Annotated in this window: 19 protein-coding genes; 15 read left to right on the forward strand and 4 right to left on the reverse strand. The window is 58.7% G+C overall.

Translation table 11 applies throughout. From position 1 onward, the window contains the following. Positions 1–3 precede the first annotated feature (3 nt). Positions 4–927, forward strand: a complete 924-nt coding sequence (locus PMI03_RS02580) for a LysR family transcriptional regulator (RefSeq protein ID WP_007689555.1) — start codon at positions 4–6, stop codon at positions 925–927. Between the two features lie 84 nt (positions 928–1,011). Here the strand turns inward: PMI03_RS02580 and fdxA are convergent, their stop codons facing one another. The 3 genes from fdxA to PMI03_RS31995 all read right to left on the reverse strand — a co-directional run bounded on the left by fdxA (position 1,012) and on the right by PMI03_RS31995 (position 2,572). Continuing rightward, positions 1,012–1,338 carry a ferredoxin gene (gene fdxA / locus PMI03_RS02585; RefSeq protein WP_007689556.1) on the reverse strand — a complete coding sequence of 109 codons (327 nt, stop codon included), beginning with the start codon at positions 1,336–1,338 and terminating at the stop codon, positions 1,012–1,014. Between the two features lie 433 nt (positions 1,339–1,771). After that, complete coding sequence (locus PMI03_RS02590; protein WP_007689557.1) at positions 1,772–2,068, reverse strand: hypothetical protein; 297 nt, start codon at positions 2,066–2,068, stop codon at positions 1,772–1,774. A 213-nt stretch (positions 2,069–2,281) separates the two neighbouring features. After that, complete coding sequence (locus PMI03_RS31995; RefSeq protein WP_409033792.1) at positions 2,282–2,572, reverse strand: hypothetical protein; 291 nt, start codon at positions 2,570–2,572, stop codon at positions 2,282–2,284. 223 nt (positions 2,573–2,795) lie between these two features. Here PMI03_RS31995 and PMI03_RS02595 point away from each other — a divergent pair, with 223 nt between their 5' ends. The 9 genes from PMI03_RS02595 (at position 2,796) to hisN (ending at position 12,995) form a co-directional block, all read left to right on the forward strand. Further along, positions 2,796–4,376 (forward strand): ABC transporter substrate-binding protein, encoded by a 1,581-nt coding sequence (locus PMI03_RS02595; RefSeq protein ID WP_007689558.1) that lies wholly within the window; start codon positions 2,796–2,798, stop codon positions 4,374–4,376. 64 nt (positions 4,377–4,440) lie between these two features. Beyond that, positions 4,441–5,421 (forward strand): ABC transporter permease, encoded by a 981-nt coding sequence (locus PMI03_RS02600; protein WP_007689559.1) that lies wholly within the window; start codon positions 4,441–4,443, stop codon positions 5,419–5,421. Continuing rightward, on the forward strand, positions 5,421–6,338 hold the full coding sequence (locus PMI03_RS02605; RefSeq protein ID WP_007689560.1) for an ABC transporter permease: 918 nt from the start codon (positions 5,421–5,423) through the stop codon (positions 6,336–6,338). Before PMI03_RS02600 ends, PMI03_RS02605 begins: the two co-directional genes overlap by 1 nt. Continuing rightward, entirely contained in the window at positions 6,335–8,173 is a 1,839-nt protein-coding gene (locus tag PMI03_RS02610; RefSeq protein ID WP_007689561.1) for an ABC transporter ATP-binding protein, read from the forward strand. The genes PMI03_RS02605 and PMI03_RS02610 overlap by 4 nt, the downstream gene beginning before the upstream one ends. 60 nt (positions 8,174–8,233) lie before the next feature. Beyond that, positions 8,234–8,995 (forward strand): DeoR/GlpR family DNA-binding transcription regulator, encoded by a 762-nt coding sequence (locus tag PMI03_RS02615; protein WP_007689562.1) that lies wholly within the window; start codon positions 8,234–8,236, stop codon positions 8,993–8,995. Then, positions 8,988–10,280: a Zn-dependent hydrolase gene (locus PMI03_RS02620; RefSeq protein WP_007689563.1), complete on the forward strand. Its 1,293-nt coding sequence runs from the start codon at positions 8,988–8,990 to the stop codon at positions 10,278–10,280. Before PMI03_RS02615 ends, PMI03_RS02620 begins: the two co-directional genes overlap by 8 nt. Continuing rightward, the gene (locus tag PMI03_RS02625) at positions 10,277–11,242 is read left to right on the forward strand and encodes a phosphotransferase (RefSeq protein ID WP_007689564.1); all 966 of its coding nucleotides are present in this window, start codon (positions 10,277–10,279) and stop codon (positions 11,240–11,242) included. Before PMI03_RS02620 ends, PMI03_RS02625 begins: the two co-directional genes overlap by 4 nt. 29 nt (positions 11,243–11,271) lie before the next feature. Then, on the forward strand, positions 11,272–12,207 hold the full coding sequence (locus tag PMI03_RS02630; RefSeq protein ID WP_007689565.1) for a choline/ethanolamine kinase family protein: 936 nt from the start codon (positions 11,272–11,274) through the stop codon (positions 12,205–12,207). Further along, a complete protein-coding gene (gene hisN, locus PMI03_RS02635) occupies positions 12,207–12,995 on the forward strand; it encodes a histidinol-phosphatase (RefSeq protein WP_007689566.1) in 789 nt (262 codons plus the stop codon). The genes PMI03_RS02630 and hisN overlap by 1 nt, the downstream gene beginning before the upstream one ends. 75 nt (positions 12,996–13,070) lie before the next feature. Here the strand turns inward: hisN and PMI03_RS02640 are convergent, their stop codons facing one another. Then, positions 13,071–13,721: a phosphoribosylanthranilate isomerase gene (locus PMI03_RS02640; protein WP_007689567.1), complete on the reverse strand. Its 651-nt coding sequence runs from the start codon at positions 13,719–13,721 to the stop codon at positions 13,071–13,073. Between the two features lie 190 nt (positions 13,722–13,911). Between PMI03_RS02640 and PMI03_RS02645 the strand changes: the two genes are divergently transcribed. From PMI03_RS02645 to PMI03_RS02665, 5 genes are all read left to right on the forward strand, one after another. Continuing rightward, positions 13,912–14,694 carry a GntR family transcriptional regulator gene (locus tag PMI03_RS02645; protein WP_007689568.1) on the forward strand — a complete coding sequence of 261 codons (783 nt, stop codon included), beginning with the start codon at positions 13,912–13,914 and terminating at the stop codon, positions 14,692–14,694. A 91-nt stretch (positions 14,695–14,785) separates the two neighbouring features. Then, positions 14,786–15,799, forward strand: coding sequence for a BMP family ABC transporter substrate-binding protein (locus tag PMI03_RS02650; RefSeq protein WP_309574307.1), 1,014 nt, complete (start codon positions 14,786–14,788; stop codon positions 15,797–15,799). A 38-nt stretch (positions 15,800–15,837) separates the two neighbouring features. After that, positions 15,838–17,448, forward strand: a complete 1,611-nt coding sequence (locus tag PMI03_RS02655) for an ABC transporter ATP-binding protein (RefSeq protein ID WP_007689572.1) — start codon at positions 15,838–15,840, stop codon at positions 17,446–17,448. Next, the gene (locus PMI03_RS02660) at positions 17,445–18,569 is read left to right on the forward strand and encodes an ABC transporter permease (RefSeq protein ID WP_007689574.1); all 1,125 of its coding nucleotides are present in this window, start codon (positions 17,445–17,447) and stop codon (positions 18,567–18,569) included. Before PMI03_RS02655 ends, PMI03_RS02660 begins: the two co-directional genes overlap by 4 nt. After that, positions 18,566–19,567: an ABC transporter permease gene (locus tag PMI03_RS02665; protein ID WP_007689576.1), complete on the forward strand. Its 1,002-nt coding sequence runs from the start codon at positions 18,566–18,568 to the stop codon at positions 19,565–19,567. Before PMI03_RS02660 ends, PMI03_RS02665 begins: the two co-directional genes overlap by 4 nt. Positions 19,568–19,595: the final 28 nt, after the last annotated feature.

A 19,595-nucleotide genomic window follows, 5' to 3' on the forward strand; every position in this document is an offset into this window, starting at 1 on the left:
CCCATGCACGCTAGTATCTTGAAATATTTCGCTGAAGTCGCACGTTCAGGCTCGATCCGCAAAGCGTCTGATGAACTTCATGTGGCAACCTCGGCCGTCAGCCGTCAGATCAAGAAATTGGAGGACGAGCTCGGCACGCCGCTGTTCGAACGTTTCTCCGATGGCCTGCGCCTGACGGCGGCAGGCGAGATCGTGCTGAAACACGCCAAGGATACGCTGCTGAAATATGAGATCATGAAATCCGATCTCGGCGATCTGCAGGGCAAGTGCGCCGGCCGGGTCCATATCGCCTCGCTCGACAGTCTCGCCATCCAGTTCCTGCCGGAATTCGTGATGGGTTTTCACAGGTGGCACCCGGCTGTCGATTTCCGCATCCGCTATGACAATTACACCAGTATTTTCCATTTCCTCGCCGACGGTGACGCCGATATCGGCGTGACCTTCGATCTTGCACGGCCGCATGACATCAAGCTGGTCTATGGCGTTCCGATGCCGCTGATGGCGATGGTATCGCGTTATCATCCACTGGCGCGGCAGAAATCCGTCACGCTGCAGGAATGCGCGCAGTTCAAGCTGCTGCTGCAGCTCGACAATGAGGTCATGAGTTCGATGATCGCCGTCGAGCTCGGCGCGCTCAATCGCGTTGGGCGCACGCTGGTGGCAACGAACAATCAGATGATGCTGAAGCCATTGATCCTGTCGGGTGAGGGCATCGCCTTCTTCACGCCGCTTGGCCTTTTGGAAGAGCTTGAGGCCGGAGAAGTCGTCGCTTTGCCGATTGCGGGCTCACGATTGCATAATCTTCAAGTCGGCATCGTCGTGCCGCGTCATCGCCAGCTTACGCATGCAACCGAGGTGGTAATCGAGTCTATGAGCGTCGAGCTGAAGAAGTTCAGCGACAAGATCAAGACTGTGATCCAGAGATAAGGAGGATGAGCACATCGATCATGTCGTAGCTCTGCCCCGGTCAAGAAGCGGTGGTGGGTGACCCCAGGCCTAAATTTCGCCTAGTCAGGTTCTTTCATAGGCGGCGACGAGCGGATGGTCCCGCTCCGTCGTGTAGCTCTTGTCCCAACCGCCGGGCGAGCCCCAATTGGTCACATCGGGGCCAAAAAAATCCTGATTGACGGATTTGAACTGAATCCGGCCCTCCGGAATTTCCTCGTCCCAGGAAATTGCGTCGACCGGACAGACCGACAGACAGAGGCCACAATTGATGCACTCGGCAGGGTGAATATAGAACATACGCCCCCCTTCATAGATACAGTCTACGGGACAGGCGGTGGTGCAATCGCCATCCTTAACGTCAATACAGGGATCGGTAATGACATAAGCCATCCAGCGGCACCTCGATTTCAGTTTGAAACGAGTATGACAAACGGAAGCGTTGCGAAAAAGCGCTGATTTTCGATGTTTTGGTTGCCGAAAAGGCAACGCGAACAGGCTTGCTGGGCTGGCGCGTCATTGACTGTCGGCTATATTGCCACGCCATCCACCGTAGCGCAGTGATGTCAACTGCGTCGGCGACGGCGGCCGCTTCGACTAGAAATCACATTGCCAAACGGGCGCCATCCAGACATGACAACACCGAAATGATGGCTCCGAGGAGTGGACCTGACTTGAGTAGTCAGAACCGGGGGCTTTATTCGCTGGTGGATGAAAGTTCCATGGCAGATCAGACGTGCCTCGGATATGAGACCGCTAAAGCTGTCAACTCGATGGATGCCCTATGATTTGAACCTTGGTCACCCTAACCAGTACCGGGACGAGGCTAGGCAAATACCGCGATGAGAACGGACAGCCAGATCAAGGCTACTCCCACCGCCAATGCTCGCCTGGCGGCTACGACCTTCTCTTCGCCTTCTTCTGCAACAGGGGTCGTCACAATCCAGGGTACCGAGCCAAGCGCCGCAAATCCGACGAGTGCCAAAATCACGACGACAAAATCGGAGCCGCGCCAGTGGCCTGGCTCATAGACACCCCAGTACCCCAGGAACGCCATCCCCACTGCGAACATGGTTGCAGAGGCAGAGCAAAGCCCTGTAACGGAACCTGCCGGCGCGCGCATGTTGCATTCCTCCATGCTGGTCAATCCACGAAGCGATTTCCACGATGGCGTGAACCGCCTTCGCACAAATGTGTCAGGAATTGGCGCCTCCGTGAAGCAAAGATCAATTGTGGATGCTTTACGTCGACCCGAACGCATAGCAAAACGATCGGCGGCAGTCTTTGACTGACGGGTTTTCCGGTTGGCAAGACGTATGCGTCTGGGCTGATTGCGTCACAGGGCAAGAGCGAGCTGCGGTTCATTTTCATTGTCGACCGCATCGAGAGACAAAAGTGTTACGCCAAGTAATCGATCTCCCTTCTGAACGGGAAACATCGGGGACAGCAACAACCCCACGATCTCAGCGATTTCGGTGGCATTCCCTCGGCGGCCTCTGAAACGAGCGATACGTGACAACAGCAAGGCTTCTGCCGGAGACGGAGCAAGGCGGTTCGACGATGACAAGCATTTTGCCGGGAAAGGGCGCTGCAGGTGGGCGAGGGGATGAGTTTCATCATGGGTCACTGAGCCCGGATCCGCGCGGATGCATTGCCCCCGCAAGTCCTCCTGGCGCTAAAGCATCCAGTCTATGCCGAAAACTTAGACAGAAAGCCACAAACAGGTCAGAAACCACATATCTTTGTGGGCAAAGCTCACTGTAACCGGCGAAATTGTAATTGGCACGACGTTTGCTTCTGACCGTTCTGACCGTTCTGACGGTTTTGTGAATTATAAGAAGGGGAACTTCATGTGTTCAGAAATCAATCGTCGCCGCTTTCTGCAGGGAGCCGCGGGCGCTGCGGCCGTTGCCGGGTTTACACAGATCAATCCGGACTTCTTCATCTCGTCGGCCTACGCGGCGACCAGGAAGACGATGACCTTCCTGTCGGCTGAGAACATCACAGGCAACTGGGATCCGACGGCCCATACGACCTTGTCGCAGAAGAACATCGAAGGCTATGTCATGGGCTTCCTGACACGGACGCCGATGAAGCTCGAAGATCCGGGCGCAACAAACTACGAGCTTGCCACAGAGATCAAGCTTCTCGATCCGCACAAGCTGCAGATCAAGCTCCGGCAGGGCATCATCTTCCATGACGGCAAACCGTTCAAGGCAGAAGACGTCAAGGCAACATTCGAATACGGCTCCAGAGCGGATCGCCCAGCGCAATGGTATCCTGGTCCGACCGAGACACTGGAGATCACAACGCCGGACGATTATACGGTCATTGTCGATACCACGAAGGGTGGATACCCGGCCCATCTCTTCATCTTCCTCGCGGCATTCCTGCCGATTATGTCCGCCAAGGACATCGCAGGCGGTTCCGGCGGCGTTCTGTCCCAGCGCCTGAACGGTACCGGCCCGTTCAAGTTCGTCGAACAGCGCGGCAATACGACAGTCATGCTGGCGTCTGATACCTACTTCAAAGGCAAGCCAGCAATTCCTGGCATCAACTTCACCTTCACCGGCGATTCCACCACCCGCATGCTGTCGCTGATGAACGGTGAAGCATCGATCGTCGAGCGTCTCGAGCCCGAGCAGGTCGATTCAATCAAGGATAAGCCCAATATCCATGTCAATACGGTCGTTTCGGTCGAAAACAAGTATCTCTGGTTTCGTTGCTCCAAAGCGCCCTTCAACGATCCCCGCCTACGTCTTGCTGCCTGCCACGCGATCGACCGTGATCAGGTACTTGAACTCCTCGGCACCGCTGGCCACGCGTCATCCAATTTTGTCTCGCCGGTCAAGTTCGGCTACGAAGATCTCGACAATTATCCGAAGTTCGATCCAGACAAGTGCCAGGCACTGCTGGCGGAAGCCGGCTTCCCTAAGGGCCAGGGATTGCCGCCGCTCGAGTACATAACCTCGGTCGGCTTCTACCCGAAGACCAAGGAATACGGTGAAGTCATCACCCAGATGCTCAACGATCAGGGCTTTAACGTCAGCCTGACCGTGCTAGAGCCCGCAGCCTGGAACGAGCAGTTGTACCATCGTCCGGGCGGCGGTCCTGGCCACATGGTCGATTGCGGTTGGTCGACCGGTTCGCCAGAGCCGGATCTGATCCTTCGCACGCACTTCTACTCGACCTCGCACCGCATCTGCGGCATCGAGGACAAGGAGATCGATGCCAGCCTCGACAAGGAGCGCAGTGCCCCAACGCTCGAAGAGCGCAAGAAGATCCTGCAGACAGAGACGATGCCGCTCATCGCCTCGAAGATGCCGGCCCTCTCGCTCTTCACCTCCGTCATGATCCACGCCATGCAGAAGGAATTCGAGGGCATTTACATCTATCCGGATGGCTCGATCGACGCGTCGCAGACCGCCTGACCCGACAACCGCACGCCGCCAGGTGGCGTGCGGTCTTCCCTGACTTTCGAAGTGGAGCGGATTGATGTTCGCGTTGAGTTTTTTGGTGAGGCGGCTGATCCAGGGCGTTGGCATCATCTTCGTTGTTTCATTGCTGATCTTCACCCTGCTGCGTGTTGTTCCGGGCGATCCTGTGCGCCTTATGGCGGGTGGCATGGCACCCGAAGAGTTGATCGAAAAGATCGCCAAGGACATGGGTCTGCGCGACCCGATCATCGTGCAGTTTGGACGCTATATGGGCGGTGTGGTACGGGGCGATCTCGGTCAGTCTTTCGTGCGCCCAGCGAATGGCGCAGCGACGGGCGGCTCGTCCTTTAACGACACGACGCGTGGCGAACGTGCAAAGGTGCTCGATCTCATCGTCGACGCACTTCCAATGACGCTCCAGTTGGCCGCCGTCACCCTGGTCATTGCTCTCGTTTTCTCGTCGATCATCGGTATCGCGGGTGGCCTTGCGATTGGACGTTGGCCTGACAAACTGGCGTTTTACATCTCCTCGATATTTATCTCCCTGCCAAACTTCTGGCTGGGTATCGTCCTGGCGCTGTTGCTCTCTGTGAAACTCGGATGGCTGCCGGCAATTGGCTATGGTGGTTTCAGCTACACGATCCTGCCGGCCATCGTACTCGCTGTGGAATTGTCTCCGGTCCTGATCCGGACGCTGGTGACCTCAGTGTCAACGCAGATGATGGAATCTTATGCTTTGGTCGGCCGTGTCCGCGGCTTGAGCAGAACACGGATCATCGCCAACCATGTGCTTCGCAACGCCTCTGTCCCCCTGCTCAACCTGCTCGGCGTCCAGTTCTCCGGCCTCCTCGGCGGAGTTATCATCGTCGAGTACATCTTCGACTACCCAGGTCTCGGCCTGTTGACCATCAACGCGGTGCTGCAGCGCGATTTTCCACTCATTCAGGGCATTGCAATCGTCACCAGCGCGATCTTCGTGCTGATCAACATCGCAGTTGATCTCGTTGCAACCCTCATCGACCCGAGGCTCGAATACTGATGGCCGTCATGACTTCAACCAGCACTCCCGTTCCCCAAAAAGAAGTGTCGCGTTCGCTCGCGAGCCGCATCATCCACCGCGCGACCGCGACACCCGGTTTCAAGATCGGGCTGGTAATATTCATCCTCCTTGCAGTCGCAACAGCGACCTATCCGGAACTGAGTGGTATCGATCCTACCAAGATGGACGTAAAAGCACGTCTGTTCGGCCCGTTGTTCATCGGCGACAAGTGGAGCTGGATCCATCCGCTGGGTACCGACCAGATTGGTCGCGACATGCTCGTCCGGTCGCTGGTCGGCCTACGGTACTCCTTCTTGATCGGTGTAAGCTCAGTCGCCGTGACGCTGCTTATCGGCTGTGCTCTTGGAACAATCGCGGGCTATTTCGGCGGACGGACGGATACCGTCATTATGCGTCTGACAGACGCACAATTGTCGATTCCCATGATCATCCTCGCAATTGCGGTGCTCGGGGTTTCCCGACCGACAATTCCGGCCATCATCCTCGTTCTGGGCGTATCGAGCTGGCCGATCTACGCCCGCATCATGCGCAGCATCGTTATGACGGAGCGCCAGCGGGAGTACGTGCGGGCCGCGAAGCTGAGTGGTTCGACAGACGTCCGCATCATCCTCTCTCTGCTAGCTCCCTTGCTCCTGCCGCCGGTTCTTTTCACATCCGTGCTCGATATTGCGCGAATGATGATCTTTGAGTCAGTCCTTGGCTTCCTCGGACTCGGCGTCCAACCGCCGACGCCAACCTTCGGCAACATCATAGCCGACGGCCGCAAGTATCTCTTGAACGCCTGGTGGATCGCTACGATGCCCGGGATTTTTCTGGGCCTGACATTGACCAGCATCAACCTCGTTGGTGCTTCGCTCGAACGCGCGCGCAACAGCATTCATGGAGGTGCGGAATGACGGCGTCGTCCCTGTTGGAACTCAAAAATCTGACCGTCGCGGTGGGGCGAGCCAGCGCACCACGGATCATTCTGAACAATGTTTCCCTATCGCTCGCGCCTCGCGAGATTGTTGGCATCGTCGGAGCGAGCGGAGCGGGCAAGACCGTCCTCTCGAAAGCAGTGGTGAACTGGCTGGAAGCGCCTCTGATACGAACCTCGGGCGGGGTCCTGATCGAGGGCCGCGATATCTATGCCATGAACGAGGGCGAGATGCGCGTCCTGCGGCGTCGGGTATCCTATGTCGGGGCCGATCCCATGGGAGCTCTCGATCCTACCCTTCCGGTCGGGGCTCAAATCGTTGAAAAGATGCGGGCCGTTATTCCAGGTACATCAAGGGCGGATGCCGAAAAGCGGGTGATCGAATTGTTGGAAGCGGTCCGGATTCCTTCCGCACGCAGTCGTTTCCACGACTATCCGTCGCAATTTTCCGGCGGCATGATGCAGCGGGCTCTGATCGTCGATGCGCTGATCACCAATCCGGCGCTGCTCGTCGCGGACAATGTCACGCAGCCGCTCGATGTCACTGTGGCCGCCCAGGTTATCCGGCTCATGAAGGAATTGACCGACAGCTTCAACACGGCTGTATTGTTCGTCTCTTCGTCCCTGCCGGTGGCACGGGAGGCGTGTTCGCGCATTCTGGTGATGGAAGCGGGCCGGATCGTAGAGGAACAGGCCACCGAGAAGCTGATCAGTCATCCGATTTATCCGTACACGAAGGAGCTCGTTGGGCAGACCCCGAAAATCTGGGTTGACGGCGCCGTGGCGACGACGCCCGGTGAGCTGCAGGAAGTCGTGCTTAGCCTTCGCGATGTGTCGCAGACCTACAAGGTTAAGAAGAAGAACAGCTTTGGCGGCGTCAATTTGGTTCGCGCTGTGCGCAACGTCTCGTTCGATATCAGACGCGGCGACAGTTTTGCGATCGTAGGCGAGTCGGGTTGCGGCAAGTCCACACTCATGCGGCTCCTGTCACGACTGGAAATGCCAAGTGGGGGGCAGGTGTTGCACGGCGATAGAGATATCGGCGCCCTGAAGGGAAAGACTCTTCTCTCCTTCCGGAACAAGCTGCAGATGGTTCTTCAAGATCCATTCGGCTCGCTTCCGCCTCGAACCTCGATCGGCAAGATGCTTGCTGATCCTCTCCGCACACATGGATGGCGCGATGCAGCAAAGATTCGAGAGCGTGTTTTGAAAGTCATGAGTGAGGTAGGGCTGCCGGCCGAACTCTATGGAGAACTGCCGCTCGGCCTGAGCGCGGGGCAACGTCAACGTATCAACGTTGCCCGTGCGCTTGTGCTCGAGCCGGAAATCCTGATCATGGACGAGACCCTTTCGGCGCTCGATCAAACCGAGCAGTTCAAGCTGCTAGATCTCTTTCAAAGGCTGCAGCGCGAGTACAATCTGACCTACATCTACATCTCCCACGATCTGGCGATGGTCCGGAAGGTGTGCAACCGTGTGGCGGTCATGTATCTCGGCGAGCTGTTCGAGCTTGCCGATAACGAGCGGCTGTTCTTCGATCCCGGCCATCCCTACACGATGGCTCTTCTCAGTGCGATGCCCACCCTTGAAGAGCGGCGGTATCAGCCTGAAGACTGTTTGCTCGAGGGCGAGCCGCCAAGCCCGATCAATATCCCAGCAGGTTGCACCTTCAAATCTCGTTGTCCTCGTGCGATGGAAAAATGTGGAGCTTTGCACCCCAGCCTGACCGTGCGCGGCAGCGCGAACTTCGCGGCCTGCCATCTTATCGAGGCACCTGTGACCGAGACTGCTGCGCGCCAGCTCTCTCCGGCATAGCCACAGTTCCGGCCCAGACACATCGAGGCCGGAGTGAACTTCTTGATTCAAGGGACATCCATGAGTTTCACGGAACATAGACTAAAGGTCATCCTCGATATGCTGAAGCAGAGCCAGCGTGTCCACGTGAAGGACCTTGCCGATCAACTCCACGTCAGCCAGGAATCTATCCGGCGTGACCTCAAGGAGCTTGAGACGCGAGGCTACGCGCGCCGGGTCTATGGCGGCGCGGTCATCGATCAGCAGGAAAGCGACCAGCCGTTTCCGGAGCGTCTTCGCGTCAGCGCCCGTGAAAAGGCCCGCATCGGAGAGGCGGCCGCAGCGCTCGTTGAAGATGGGATGAAAGTCTTCATCGATACCGGCACGACCACTATCGCATGCCTGAAGCATCTGGAAGCTCGCAAGGACATCACCGTCGTCAGCAACTCGTTGGCGGTCGCCTCCCATTTTTTCAGCGTCCCGCAGGCCAGCGTGCGGGTTCTTGGCGGACGGCTGCGTCCCGAGTACCAGGCAACCTACGGGCACGAGACGATTGCAGCGTTGAAAGAGCACTTCTTCGACTTGGCCATCATCGCGATCAGCGCCATTCATATTGAGCGCGGCTTTATGGACTTTGGCGAGGATGAAGCCATCCTGCGTCGTATAGCAAGGACCCAGGCCAAGCGCTCGGTCATCGTGGCCGACAGCTCGAAATTCGGTCGCCTTGGCTCCATCCATACGCTTGCCCTCAACGAGATCGATGCCGTTGTGACCAGCGGCGTTATCGCCAAGGAATTTTCTGATCACTTCAATCAATCCAACGTGGAAATCATACATGCCTGACGTCTCTTCCCCTTCTCAAGCTCCGATCAACGCCAAGCGTCTTCAGATAATGATGGAAGACGTCTCGAAATTCGGCGGCGGTCCTGACGGCGCCATGACCCGCCTAACGCTCTCCAAGGAGGATGGCCAAGCACGCGACTGGCTCGGGCAGTGGTTCTCGCAAAACGGCTTCGAGTTGGCCGTCGACGCGATCGGCAACCAGTTCGGCAAAGTGACGCTGGCTGGTTCGAACGCACCTGTCGTCATGGTAGGCTCGCACATCGACAGCCAGCCGAACGGCGGTCGTTTCGACGGAGCTTTCGGCGTCATCGCGGCCTGCGAGGCTATTCTGTCCGTTTCGGAAAGGCTGAAGGCCGAGAACAAGTTGTCGGCCTGCAACTTCCAGGTCGTTAACTGGACGAACGAGGAAGGCGCACGTTTCCAGCCGAGCTTGCTGGGAAGCAGCGTCTTCACCGGCGTGGCCGAACTTGACTGGGCGCTCGACCGCGCGGACGGTGACGGTGTCACCGTGCGTCAGTCGCTCGAGGCGATTGGATATGCAGGCAAGGACAAGGTGGAGATACCGGACCTGCTCGTTGAACTGCACATCGAGGGCGACAGCCACCTGTTCGACGCAGGTGAACGCTTCGGCATTTTTACGCGCTACTGGGGTGCAACTAAGTACCGTCTGGCGTTCCTCGGACGGCAGGCCCATACCGGTGCGACGCCGATGGCACAGCGCAAGGATGCGGTTCTGGCGGCCGCCTATCTGATTGTCGATCTAAAAGATATCGCAAACGAGCATGGCCTCGACCTCCATACATCCGTCGGCCGTCTCGAGGTTTTCCCGAATTCGCCCAATGTGGTGCCTGCGGAAGCCGTTCTGTTCATAGAACTGCGCTCCGGCTCGCCAGAGGTTCTGGCCGAAGCCGAGCACAAAATGAAGATGAAGATTGAAGAGGCCTCGCTGAAGGCCGGCGTTACCCACGAGGTGCGGTCGATTGATCGCCGCAAGGCGGGCAGTTTTGCTCCAGGCCTCATCAGGCTGGCGGAGGACGCTGCGGCTAACCACGGCCAGACATCCCGTCACCTCGATACGATCGGCGGTCACGATGCCGTCGCCCTATCGAATGCCTGCCCGTCGGTCGTACTTGCAGTTCAGAGCAGGGATGGCGTGATCCACCATCCGACGGAGTACACGTCGCCCGAGGACCAGGCACTTGGCACCCAGATCCTGGCCGACATGCTCTACAGACTCGCCAGCGAGGGAGTGCAGGCAGCACAATTCAGCGAGGCAGCCGAATGAGAGCAGTCAGAACACCGGATAATCCAATCGAAGCCAGGGTTGTGACGGCGCTGTCAGCCTTCCCAGTTCTGAATGGCGGCACGCCAACCTATAGGCCTTCGAGGCCAGCAGTTGCTTCACCTTCTTACAACGCGGTCGAGTCGAGAAGCTTCGATGTTTCGGCGTCAGGGGGTGAGCCCGAATACTTTCTGCGCCTTGGTGTTGATGAGGTCGCCGACTTCGTCGACGCCGAAACGGCTTTCGCTGCAGCCAGGCAGCTTCATTCACTGGGCATCTCTCCGGAGCCACTCCACTTCGACCCCTTAACCCGCGGAACATTGTCTCGCCGCCTCGGCGACGATTGGCGCACGGCCAAGATCGATGATCTCATGGATCCGGACACGGTCAGGCGGCTGATCGGAATGCAGACTGCCGTCGCCGGCGGGAATCCGTTCGGTCGGCGGTGGTCGGTGTTCGCCGGCATCGCTCAACTCTGGCCGATCGTGAAGGCGGGCGGTGGGGAGCTTCCCGGCGACGCGGACTGGATGCTGGGCTGGATGAGGCCGATCCGCGACGCCATCGAAGCATCGGGTGTGGATTACAAGCCCGCTCATGGCGATCCGCACGCCTCGAACGTCATGCTCGGACCGGACGGCGCGATACAGCTCGTCGACTTCGACATGGCCGGCGATATGGACCCCTATTACCAGCTCGGCGTCCAGATGAACGAGCTCTACCAATTCGACAGCCAGATGAAGCCGCTTCTGGAAATGCACGACGGTGGATTCTCGCAGAAGACTTTCAATCGCTGCCGCGCCTATGCGGCAGCGGATGATCTCTATTGGGCATTGCGCAGCCTCGTGCTTGAGCTGCGATCCCCGCCCAGCGGTGTGGAGTTCCTGAAGTATGCTGGCTGGCGCTTCCTGCGCTGCCGCATGCTTCTGGGACATCCGGATTTCGAAAGCCGTCTGCGGGCAATCTAGACAACAAGAATATGCGGGGAACGAAAGACATGAACGAACTGGGGATGGCAAGGACGGACGCCGAGCATGCGGTCGAAGCCGCAATCGTGCAGGTGGAGCCCTGGAAAGGGCGTCGCCTTCGCTACCGGCCGGTTTCGGGCGGCATCAGCAACACCAACTTCCGGATCGAGGTCGAAGGCGATCCACGCGGCTACTTCCTGAAGATCCCAGGGCGAGGAACGGAAATGTTTATCGACCGGAAGGCCGCCGCGGCAGCCAGCAAGCAAGCCGAGACCATCGGCATAGGGCCGCGGACCTTCGATTACCTCGATCACCTCGAGATCGAGATCGCGGAATTCATCGACGACCGGCGCGTGTCGACCCATAAGGACTTCACGGATCCAGCCATCCGCATGGAGGCAGTAAGAGTCTACAAGCAATTCCATGCCGCTCCGGCGCTGCCGCTGACGAAGACCGTCTTCGACATGATCGAGGAGCACTACCAACAGGTCCGCGACCTCGGAGGCTACTGGCCACTGGATCACGACTATCTGTATCGGTCCTACACCCAGGCACGAGCAGCGCTTGAGGCTTCGGGCCTCGACCTCGTGCCCTGCTTCAACGATCCGATGCCGGGCAATTATCTGATCGGCACGGACAAATCGATCAAGCTGATCGACTTCGAGTATGCCTCAAACAATGAACGGCTCTATGATCTCGCCATTTGGAGCGGCGAGATGTTCTTCTCCGAGGACATCGACTGCACTATTATCGAGGAATACTTCGGCCGTTACGACAAGGGCCAGCACGCCCGCTTCATGGTTCATAAGGCGCTGGCCGACATCAAATGGAGCACCTGGGCGATGGTCCAGAACAGGATTTCGACGCTGGATTTCGACTTCTACAAGTACGGAATCTGGAAACACATGCGCGCCCGCTCGATCATCCAGGATCCGCGTTGGCCGCTTCATCTGAAAGCCCTATAATGTCCCTTCTCGATATTCCCACCTGCGAAGTCGATACCTTCATCGCGTTTGCAAATGAACTTGCGGATGCGGCAAGACCGCTTGCGCTCTCGTATTTCCGTACCCCGCTCGATGTCATCTCGAAGCTGGACGAGAGTCCGGTCACGATCGCCGATCGAACGATCGAGAAGCAGATCCGTGACATGATCGAGGCTCGGTTTCCGACCCATGGAATCTACGGCGAAGAAATGGGCGTTAAGGAAGGCGACGACTTCACCTGGGTGCTCGACCCGATCGATGGCACCAAGAGCTTCATCACGGGCTTCCCGCTCTTCGGCACGCTCATATCGCTGACATATCGGGAGACGCCCTTCTGCGGCCTGATCGATGTGCCCGCTACCGGCGAGCGATGGCAGGCGAAGCCCGGCCAAACGCTGTTTGCCGGCAAGCCCGCCATTGCAAGCGGTTGCGAAAGCCTTTCGGAGGCGTGTTTCTACACGACCTCACCTGACATGTTCCGCGGTTCTGAAATCAATGCTTACGAGACAGTGTCACGGGCAGCGAGAATGCGGAGGTTCGGCGGCGATTGCTATATTTACGGTCTCCTGGCGTCAGGATATTGCGACATCGCGCTGGAAACCGGTTTGCAGCCTTACGATTACATGGCTCTCGTCCCGGTGGTCGAGGGCGCGGGAGGCTGCATTACGGATTGGCAGGGAAATCCACTGTCCATTCATTCGGATGGTCAAATTCTTGCGACCGCTACGCCAAAGCTTCACGCGGATGCTTTGCGTCTTCTCAGACAATAGGCTGGCTAGATGCCGCTCAGGCTCGGGTGGCGATCGCTGATCAAATAGGTGAAGCTCTCCGGCCAAAAATCTCGATTATCCATAGACCGCCTTGCAGACAGCCTCGCATTTGTCCAGGTCGAGCCAGCCATTCGTGCGGATACCCGATTCCATATCGATCCAGTATAGATCGTTGGCAGATGCGCTTATGGTTGTAATGACGTCGGCAACGTTTTCTGGCTTTATGCCACCGGAGTAGCCGCAAAATGGTCCGTTTTTGGGAAGCGCCGGCCATGCCTTTGGCGCAGTTCCGGTGCCGAAAGACGTATCAAACAGCCAGTCCAGGCGAGTTTCATCCGGAAAGGCATTCTTGCATTGAAGCATGATCCGTACGCCCAGCCGACGACCAAAGCGCCAGGTATTGTCGACCTGTGCGGGTGAACTGCCGGAGAAGCTGTGATTGACCTGAATGCGTTGAAAGCCTGTGAGGTCGAGCGTTACGGTGTCGGGCGCGTTGGCGATCTTTGATGCCTCCGCGCCACAGACATGGGCGGCGAGCCGCAGGTTTCCTGCTGTTAGAAAAGCTTTGCGTGCTACCGCATCCGGAAACAGCGTTTTTTCCTCCTGCGCATCATCGATAAGCATGCCCCACTCAATGGGATAGCGTACTGAAAGACTCTGCAGATCGCCGATGAGTTTCGGGTCATCTAATCCGGTGAAGGCGATAAAGGCAGGGGTCTGAGCCATGGATGTTCCTCGATTTGTTGTTCGTGCGAGCATGTGCCCGTGCATGTAAGCTTCTCAGAAGCATATTGGTACGTACCAGATATGTCAATTTGGTCATGGACGGTTGGAAAAGGACAGATTTGTGAATTTTTGTTGACACACTGGTACGTACCATATAGTTGTATCGAAGGTCACTTCGGAACTGGATGCGATGTCAGACTTGCTGGACGAAACGGGCGATCTTGAACTGGCGGGGTCGGCAGTGATCCAGTCAAGCGCGCCGCTTTACCGGCAATTGGCGGCCAAGCTCAGGACGGAAATCGAGAGTGGTTCGCGAGGCTCGAACGAGCTTTTGCCTTCGGAGCGTGATATCGCGGTTCACTATGCGATGAGCCGGGACACGGTGCGCAAGGCCGTCCGGCTGCTGGAAGAGCAGGGGCTGCTCTATAGTGAACATGGCCGAGGAACATTCGTCGCGCCGTCGTCGGTCAGGGAAATGTCGCGGTTTCTCGACAGCTTCTCGCAGGACACCGAAAAGCGCGGTGGCGTTGCCGGTCAGGCCATTATCCTCGTTGAGCAGGCACCGGCCAACCTCGCGATTGCGGGCGTTCTCAAGATCGAGCCGCGCCAGATAATCACGCGCGTGAAGCGCATTCGCACCATCGACGGTGCTCCGGTCGGCATTCACGATACCTATCTGGCGCTTCCACCGGGCGGCGCCTTTACGGCCGAAGATCTGGTTCGGTCGGGGTCGCTCTACAGGCTGCTGAGCAATCGTTTTGGTCTAAACGCGGCGGAGGGCCTTGAAAGTCTCAGCTCGGTTGCGGCGAATGCCGAGGATGCGACCCAGCTCGGCGTAGCCATCGGCGCCCCCCTTCTGTTGTGCGAGCGCATCACGCTTTCCGAGCGCAGGCAGCCGATGGAATATTGCGAGATGAAATACGTGTCGAGCTATCGCTACACGACACGCGTCAACAAATTCAGTCAAAAATAAAAATAGAGCAACCTCAGAGGGTTACATTATGGGAATGATCAGATTGGGCGCCGCTCTGCGGCGCATGCGTGCTATTGCTTTGTCTGGAGGCATGGTCCTTGCCGCGATGACGGTGGGCCATGCGGAGGACCTTAACCGGCCGCCGCAGAACATTGTCTATTTCGTCAACGGCACACTCGGCGACAAATCCTTCTTCGACTCGGCGGAGCGCGGCATTCAGCGCGTCAAGAAGGAGCTGTCGGTTTCGATCCAGACGGTTGAAGGCGGTGTCGATCCGACCCGCTGGGAAAGCGCGATCATCGACCTCGCCGAAGGTGGTGACTACGATACGATCGTGCTCGGCACCTATACGATGGTGCCCATGGTCGAGAAGATCGCACCACAATTTCCTGATATCCGCTTCATCCTTTTTGACGGCGCGGTGGACTATTCCAAGTGCAAATGCGGCAATGTCTATTCCATTCTCTTCCGACAGAATGAGGGGGCCTATCTGGCTGGTGTCCTGTCCGCACGTCTGACGCAAGCGGGTATTGCCGATATCGCCGCCGATAGCCCATTGGGCACCGTCGGTGCCATGCAGATCCCCGTTATCGATGATTTCCTGGTCGGCTACGAGGCCGGGGCCAAATCCGTTCTGCCCGATGTCAAGGTATTGAAGCAATATGCCAATTCCTTCAGTGATCCGGCCACCGGCAAGGAGGTCGCCAAGGCGCAGTTCGGCCAGGGCGCCAGTATCGTCTTCCAGGTCGCCGGCGCGACCGGACAAGGCGTCATAGAGGCGGCGGCCGAGGCCGGACGGTATGCCATCGGTGTCGATTCCGATCAGGCTCTGATCTACGAAACCTCCCGTCCGGACACGGCCAAGCGCATCGTCACGTCGGTGATGAAGAATGTCGACAATACTGTCGTCCGCTCGATCTCCCTGATGAAGGACGGGAAGCTGCCGCTCGGCACGGCGGAATCGCTTGGCCTCAAGGAAGGCGCGATCGGTCTGGCGGACAACAAGTTCACCCAAGCCATCGTTCCGCCGGCTGTCATGAGCGAGGTCGACAAGGTCGAGGCTGATATCATCGCCGGCAAGGTGAAGGTTCCGACCGCCTTCTGATAGGGTGTGGTTTCATCTCTTGCGAGGAGCTTCTTTCGATGGAGCATCATCCTTCTGGCGCCGACAGAACGGCGCCAGCCATAGAGCTGCGCAATATCAGCAAGCGCTATGGCAATGGCACCCTGGCGAATGAGGACGTGTCGCTGACGATCGAGCGCGGGGAGATTCACGCGATCTGCGGCGAGAACGGCGCCGGTAAGTCGACGATCATGAAGATGATCTACGGCCTGATCCAGCCGAGCGCCGGCACGATCCTTGTTGACGGCATTGAGCGTCATTTTACCCATCCAAGCCAGGCAATTGCCGCCGGCATCGGCATGGTCGCGCAGCATCTGAACCTCGTGCCCTCCTTTACCATCGCCGAGAATGTCGTGCTCGGTCAGGAGCCAGCCGGACGAGGCGGGCTCTTGAACCGGGACGCTGCCGTTGCGGCGGTCCAGCAATTGGCTAAATCCTTCGGGCTCGATGTCGATCCGACTGCACGAGTGGGGGATGTTTCGATCGGGATGCAGCAGCGCACCGAGATCCTCAAGACACTTTATCGCGGCGCGCAGATCTTGCTGATGGATGAACCGACCGCCGTTCTCACACCGCAGGAGACGGACGAGCTGTTCGCGGCGATCCGCCGACTGGTGGCATCGGGCGTTACGGTCATTGTTATCACCCACAAGCTTTCAGAGGTGAAGGCGATCTCCGACCGGCTGACGGTGCTGCGCGATGGCCGCGTGACCGGGTATGCCGATACCGCCGACATCGATCACAGGACCATTGCCGAAATGATGGTCGGCCGGCCATTGGCGCCGCAGGTCGTCAAGCGTGTCGATGCGCGCGATCGGCAGCCGCGCGTGCGGGTGCGCCAGCTTGGTTATGTCAACGCGCAGGGCAGCGTGCGTCTGTCCGATATCAATTTCGATGTCGCCGGCGGCGAGATTGTCGGCATTGCCGGCGTGGAAGGCAATGGGCAGAATTCGCTGGCACGCGTCCTGAGCGGACTGGCCGCGCCGCATGCGGGAACAGGTGACCTCGATGGCGTGACCTTTACCGGCCGGGGCGTTCGGGTCGCGCGGAAATCCGGTGTGGCGACGGTTCCCGAGGATCGTCTGACCGAGGGTGTCGCGGTCAATCTCGACATCGAGAACAACGTCGTCGCGACCACCTACTACCAACCGTCTTTCTCCGCCTTCGGCTGCTTGAAGACCGGCACGATCGGCAAATGGGCCAAGGATCTGATCAAGCAATTCGAGATCAAGACAGCCTCAGCCAAGACGCCAGTCGGCGCGCTTTCCGGCGGCAATATGCAAAAGGTCGTCATGGCGCGCGAAATATCGGGCGAGCCGAAATTCCTCGTCGCCGCGCAACCGACGCGCGGCGTCGACGTCGGTGCTGCCGGCTCGCTGCGGGACGAACTGGTGGCACTGCGCGATCGCGGCGCGGCCGTGCTGTTGATCTCCGCCGACCTGGAGGAAATCTTGAGCCTTTCCGATCGGATCGCCGTGCTTTTCAAGGGGGAGATCGTTGCGCATGTTCGTGCCGACACGGCCGATCAACGCGAGATCGGTCTCTATATGACCGGCCTGAAGCGTCAGCCGCATGCGGCAGCGACGCTCGACGCCGCCTTTGCCTCCGATCCATTGGAGGCAATTGCATGAGTGCATCGTCAAGCTCTGCCTCCGGCCTCGGCACTCAGATCCTGCGCCTCGTCTTCGTACTCGTCGCCGCTCTCGGCTGTGGTTTCGTGCTGACGGCTCTGGTCAGCGCCGAGCCGTTGAAGGCCTATGGTGCGCTGCTCACCGGCGCATGGCCGGATTTCGGCTGGAACAGCGCGGGACAGTTCACCGTCCGCCGGATGACCCGGCTGGGCTCATTGCTTGAAGACGCGACCACCTTGACGTTGCTCGGTCTTGCCGTTGCGATTCCCTTTCGCGCCCGGCAATTCTCCATGGGCGCGGATGGTCAGCTTTTCCTCGGCGCGATCGCAGCCGCGGCCGTCAGTCTTGCGCTGGGCGGCCCGGCGATCATCGTCATTCCCGCTGCCTGCCTGGCGGCGATGACGACCGGTTTCCTCTGGGGTCTGCTGCCGGGCGTGCTGAAAGCCCGCTTCGGCGCCAGCGAGATCGTCACTACCCTGATGCTGAACGTCATCGCCGTGCAGTTCTATCGCCTGGTCATCACCTATTGGCTCCGCGACCAATCCGCCGGTTTCATCACCACGCCGCCATTGCCAGACGCGGCGGTGCTGACGGCGCTACTCGCCCGCACCAATGTGACGGTCATGGGTTTTGTGGCGATACTGGCCGCCGTGGCCGCTTGGTTCCTGATCAATCGGACGACGGCCGGCTACGAGATCACCCTTGTCGGCGAGAATTCGCGATTTGCCGAACAGGCCGGCATCCCCGTGAAACGCGCGACGGCACTCTCCATGGCCTTCGGCGGCATCTTCGCCGGTCTTGCCGGCTTCCATACATCGAATGCGCTTCTGAAAGCCCTGCCGGTCGATCTGACGCCGGGTCTCGGCTTCGAAGGCATCGTCGTGGCGCTGCTTGCCCGCAACAATCCGCTCGTCATTCCGATCGTGGCGATCCTCTATGCCTATCTCCGGATCGGGGCGCAGGTGATGGAGCGCAACTCCGATGTCACGCGCGAGATGGTCATGATCATTCAGGCCTTCATCATCCTGTTCGTCATTGCCGAGCGCTTCGGCCCGGCTCTGCTGACAGGCTGGCTGCGGGCGCGATCATCGGCTAGGGCCGGGAAGGAGGTGCGTATATGAGCACCGAACTCGTCCTTTGGGGCACATTCCTTGGAACGCTGCTTGCCGCCATATTGAGGGCCTCCGCGCCGATCATCCTATCCGCCTTTGGCGGCCTGATTTCTGACCTTGCCGGCAGCGTCAACATCGCGCTGGAAGGTATCATGCTGGTGGCCGCCTTCTTCGGCGTCGTCGCGTCGGCCTATTCGGCGATTTGGTTTCCCGAAGCACCGCTCTGGCTGCATCCGTGGATCGGTTGCCTTGCCGGACTGCTCGCGGGCGGCATGATCGCCGGACTGCTCGCGGTATTTCACCTTGAGCTGGGCGCCGACATCATCGTTGCTGGCGTCGGCATCAATATTCTGGCTTCCGGTCTGACGGTTTTCCTGCTCGTCTCGATCACCGGCGATAAAGGCTCGACCGCGACCTTGACCAGCTACGCCTTGCCGTCGCTGCATGTTCCCTTGGTCAACAACATCCCGGTCATCGGGACGATCTTGAACGGTGACGGCTTTGCCGGCCACAACATTGTCGTCTACGCAGCGCTTCTCGCCACACCGCTCTTGTCGCTATTGCTCTATCGCACCCGTTTCGGGCTGAGGCTTCGTGCCGTCGGGGAGAACCCGGATGCGGCCCTTGCCGCCGGCATCTCGGTCAAGCGCGTGCAGTATGCGGCGCTGTTGTTGAGTGGGCTACTGGCTAGCCTTGGCGGTGTGTTCCTGAGCATGGGCTATCTCACCCTGTTCCAGGCCGACATGATTGGCGGGCGTGGTTTCCTAGCTCTGGCTGCGGTGTTTCTCGGCGGTCGCCGCCCGCTCGGCACGCTAATTGCGGCTGTCGTCTTCGGTGCATCTACCGTGTTTGCCGCTCAGCTTGGCAGCTACAATGTGCCGAGCCAAATCGTCTTCATGATCCCGCCGGCGCTGACCATCCTCGCTCTGGTGTTCTTCAACATCCAGCAGAGACGCCGAATAGCCAGACGGATCACCCGGGCAGCGGGCGCTTTGCGCCACACCTGATGCCGAGAGTTTTCACAAAATAAACAAT

The organism is Rhizobium sp. AP16 (genome assembly GCF_000281735.1).
Taxonomy (GTDB): Bacteria; Pseudomonadota; Alphaproteobacteria; order Rhizobiales; family Rhizobiaceae; genus Rhizobium; species Rhizobium rhizogenes.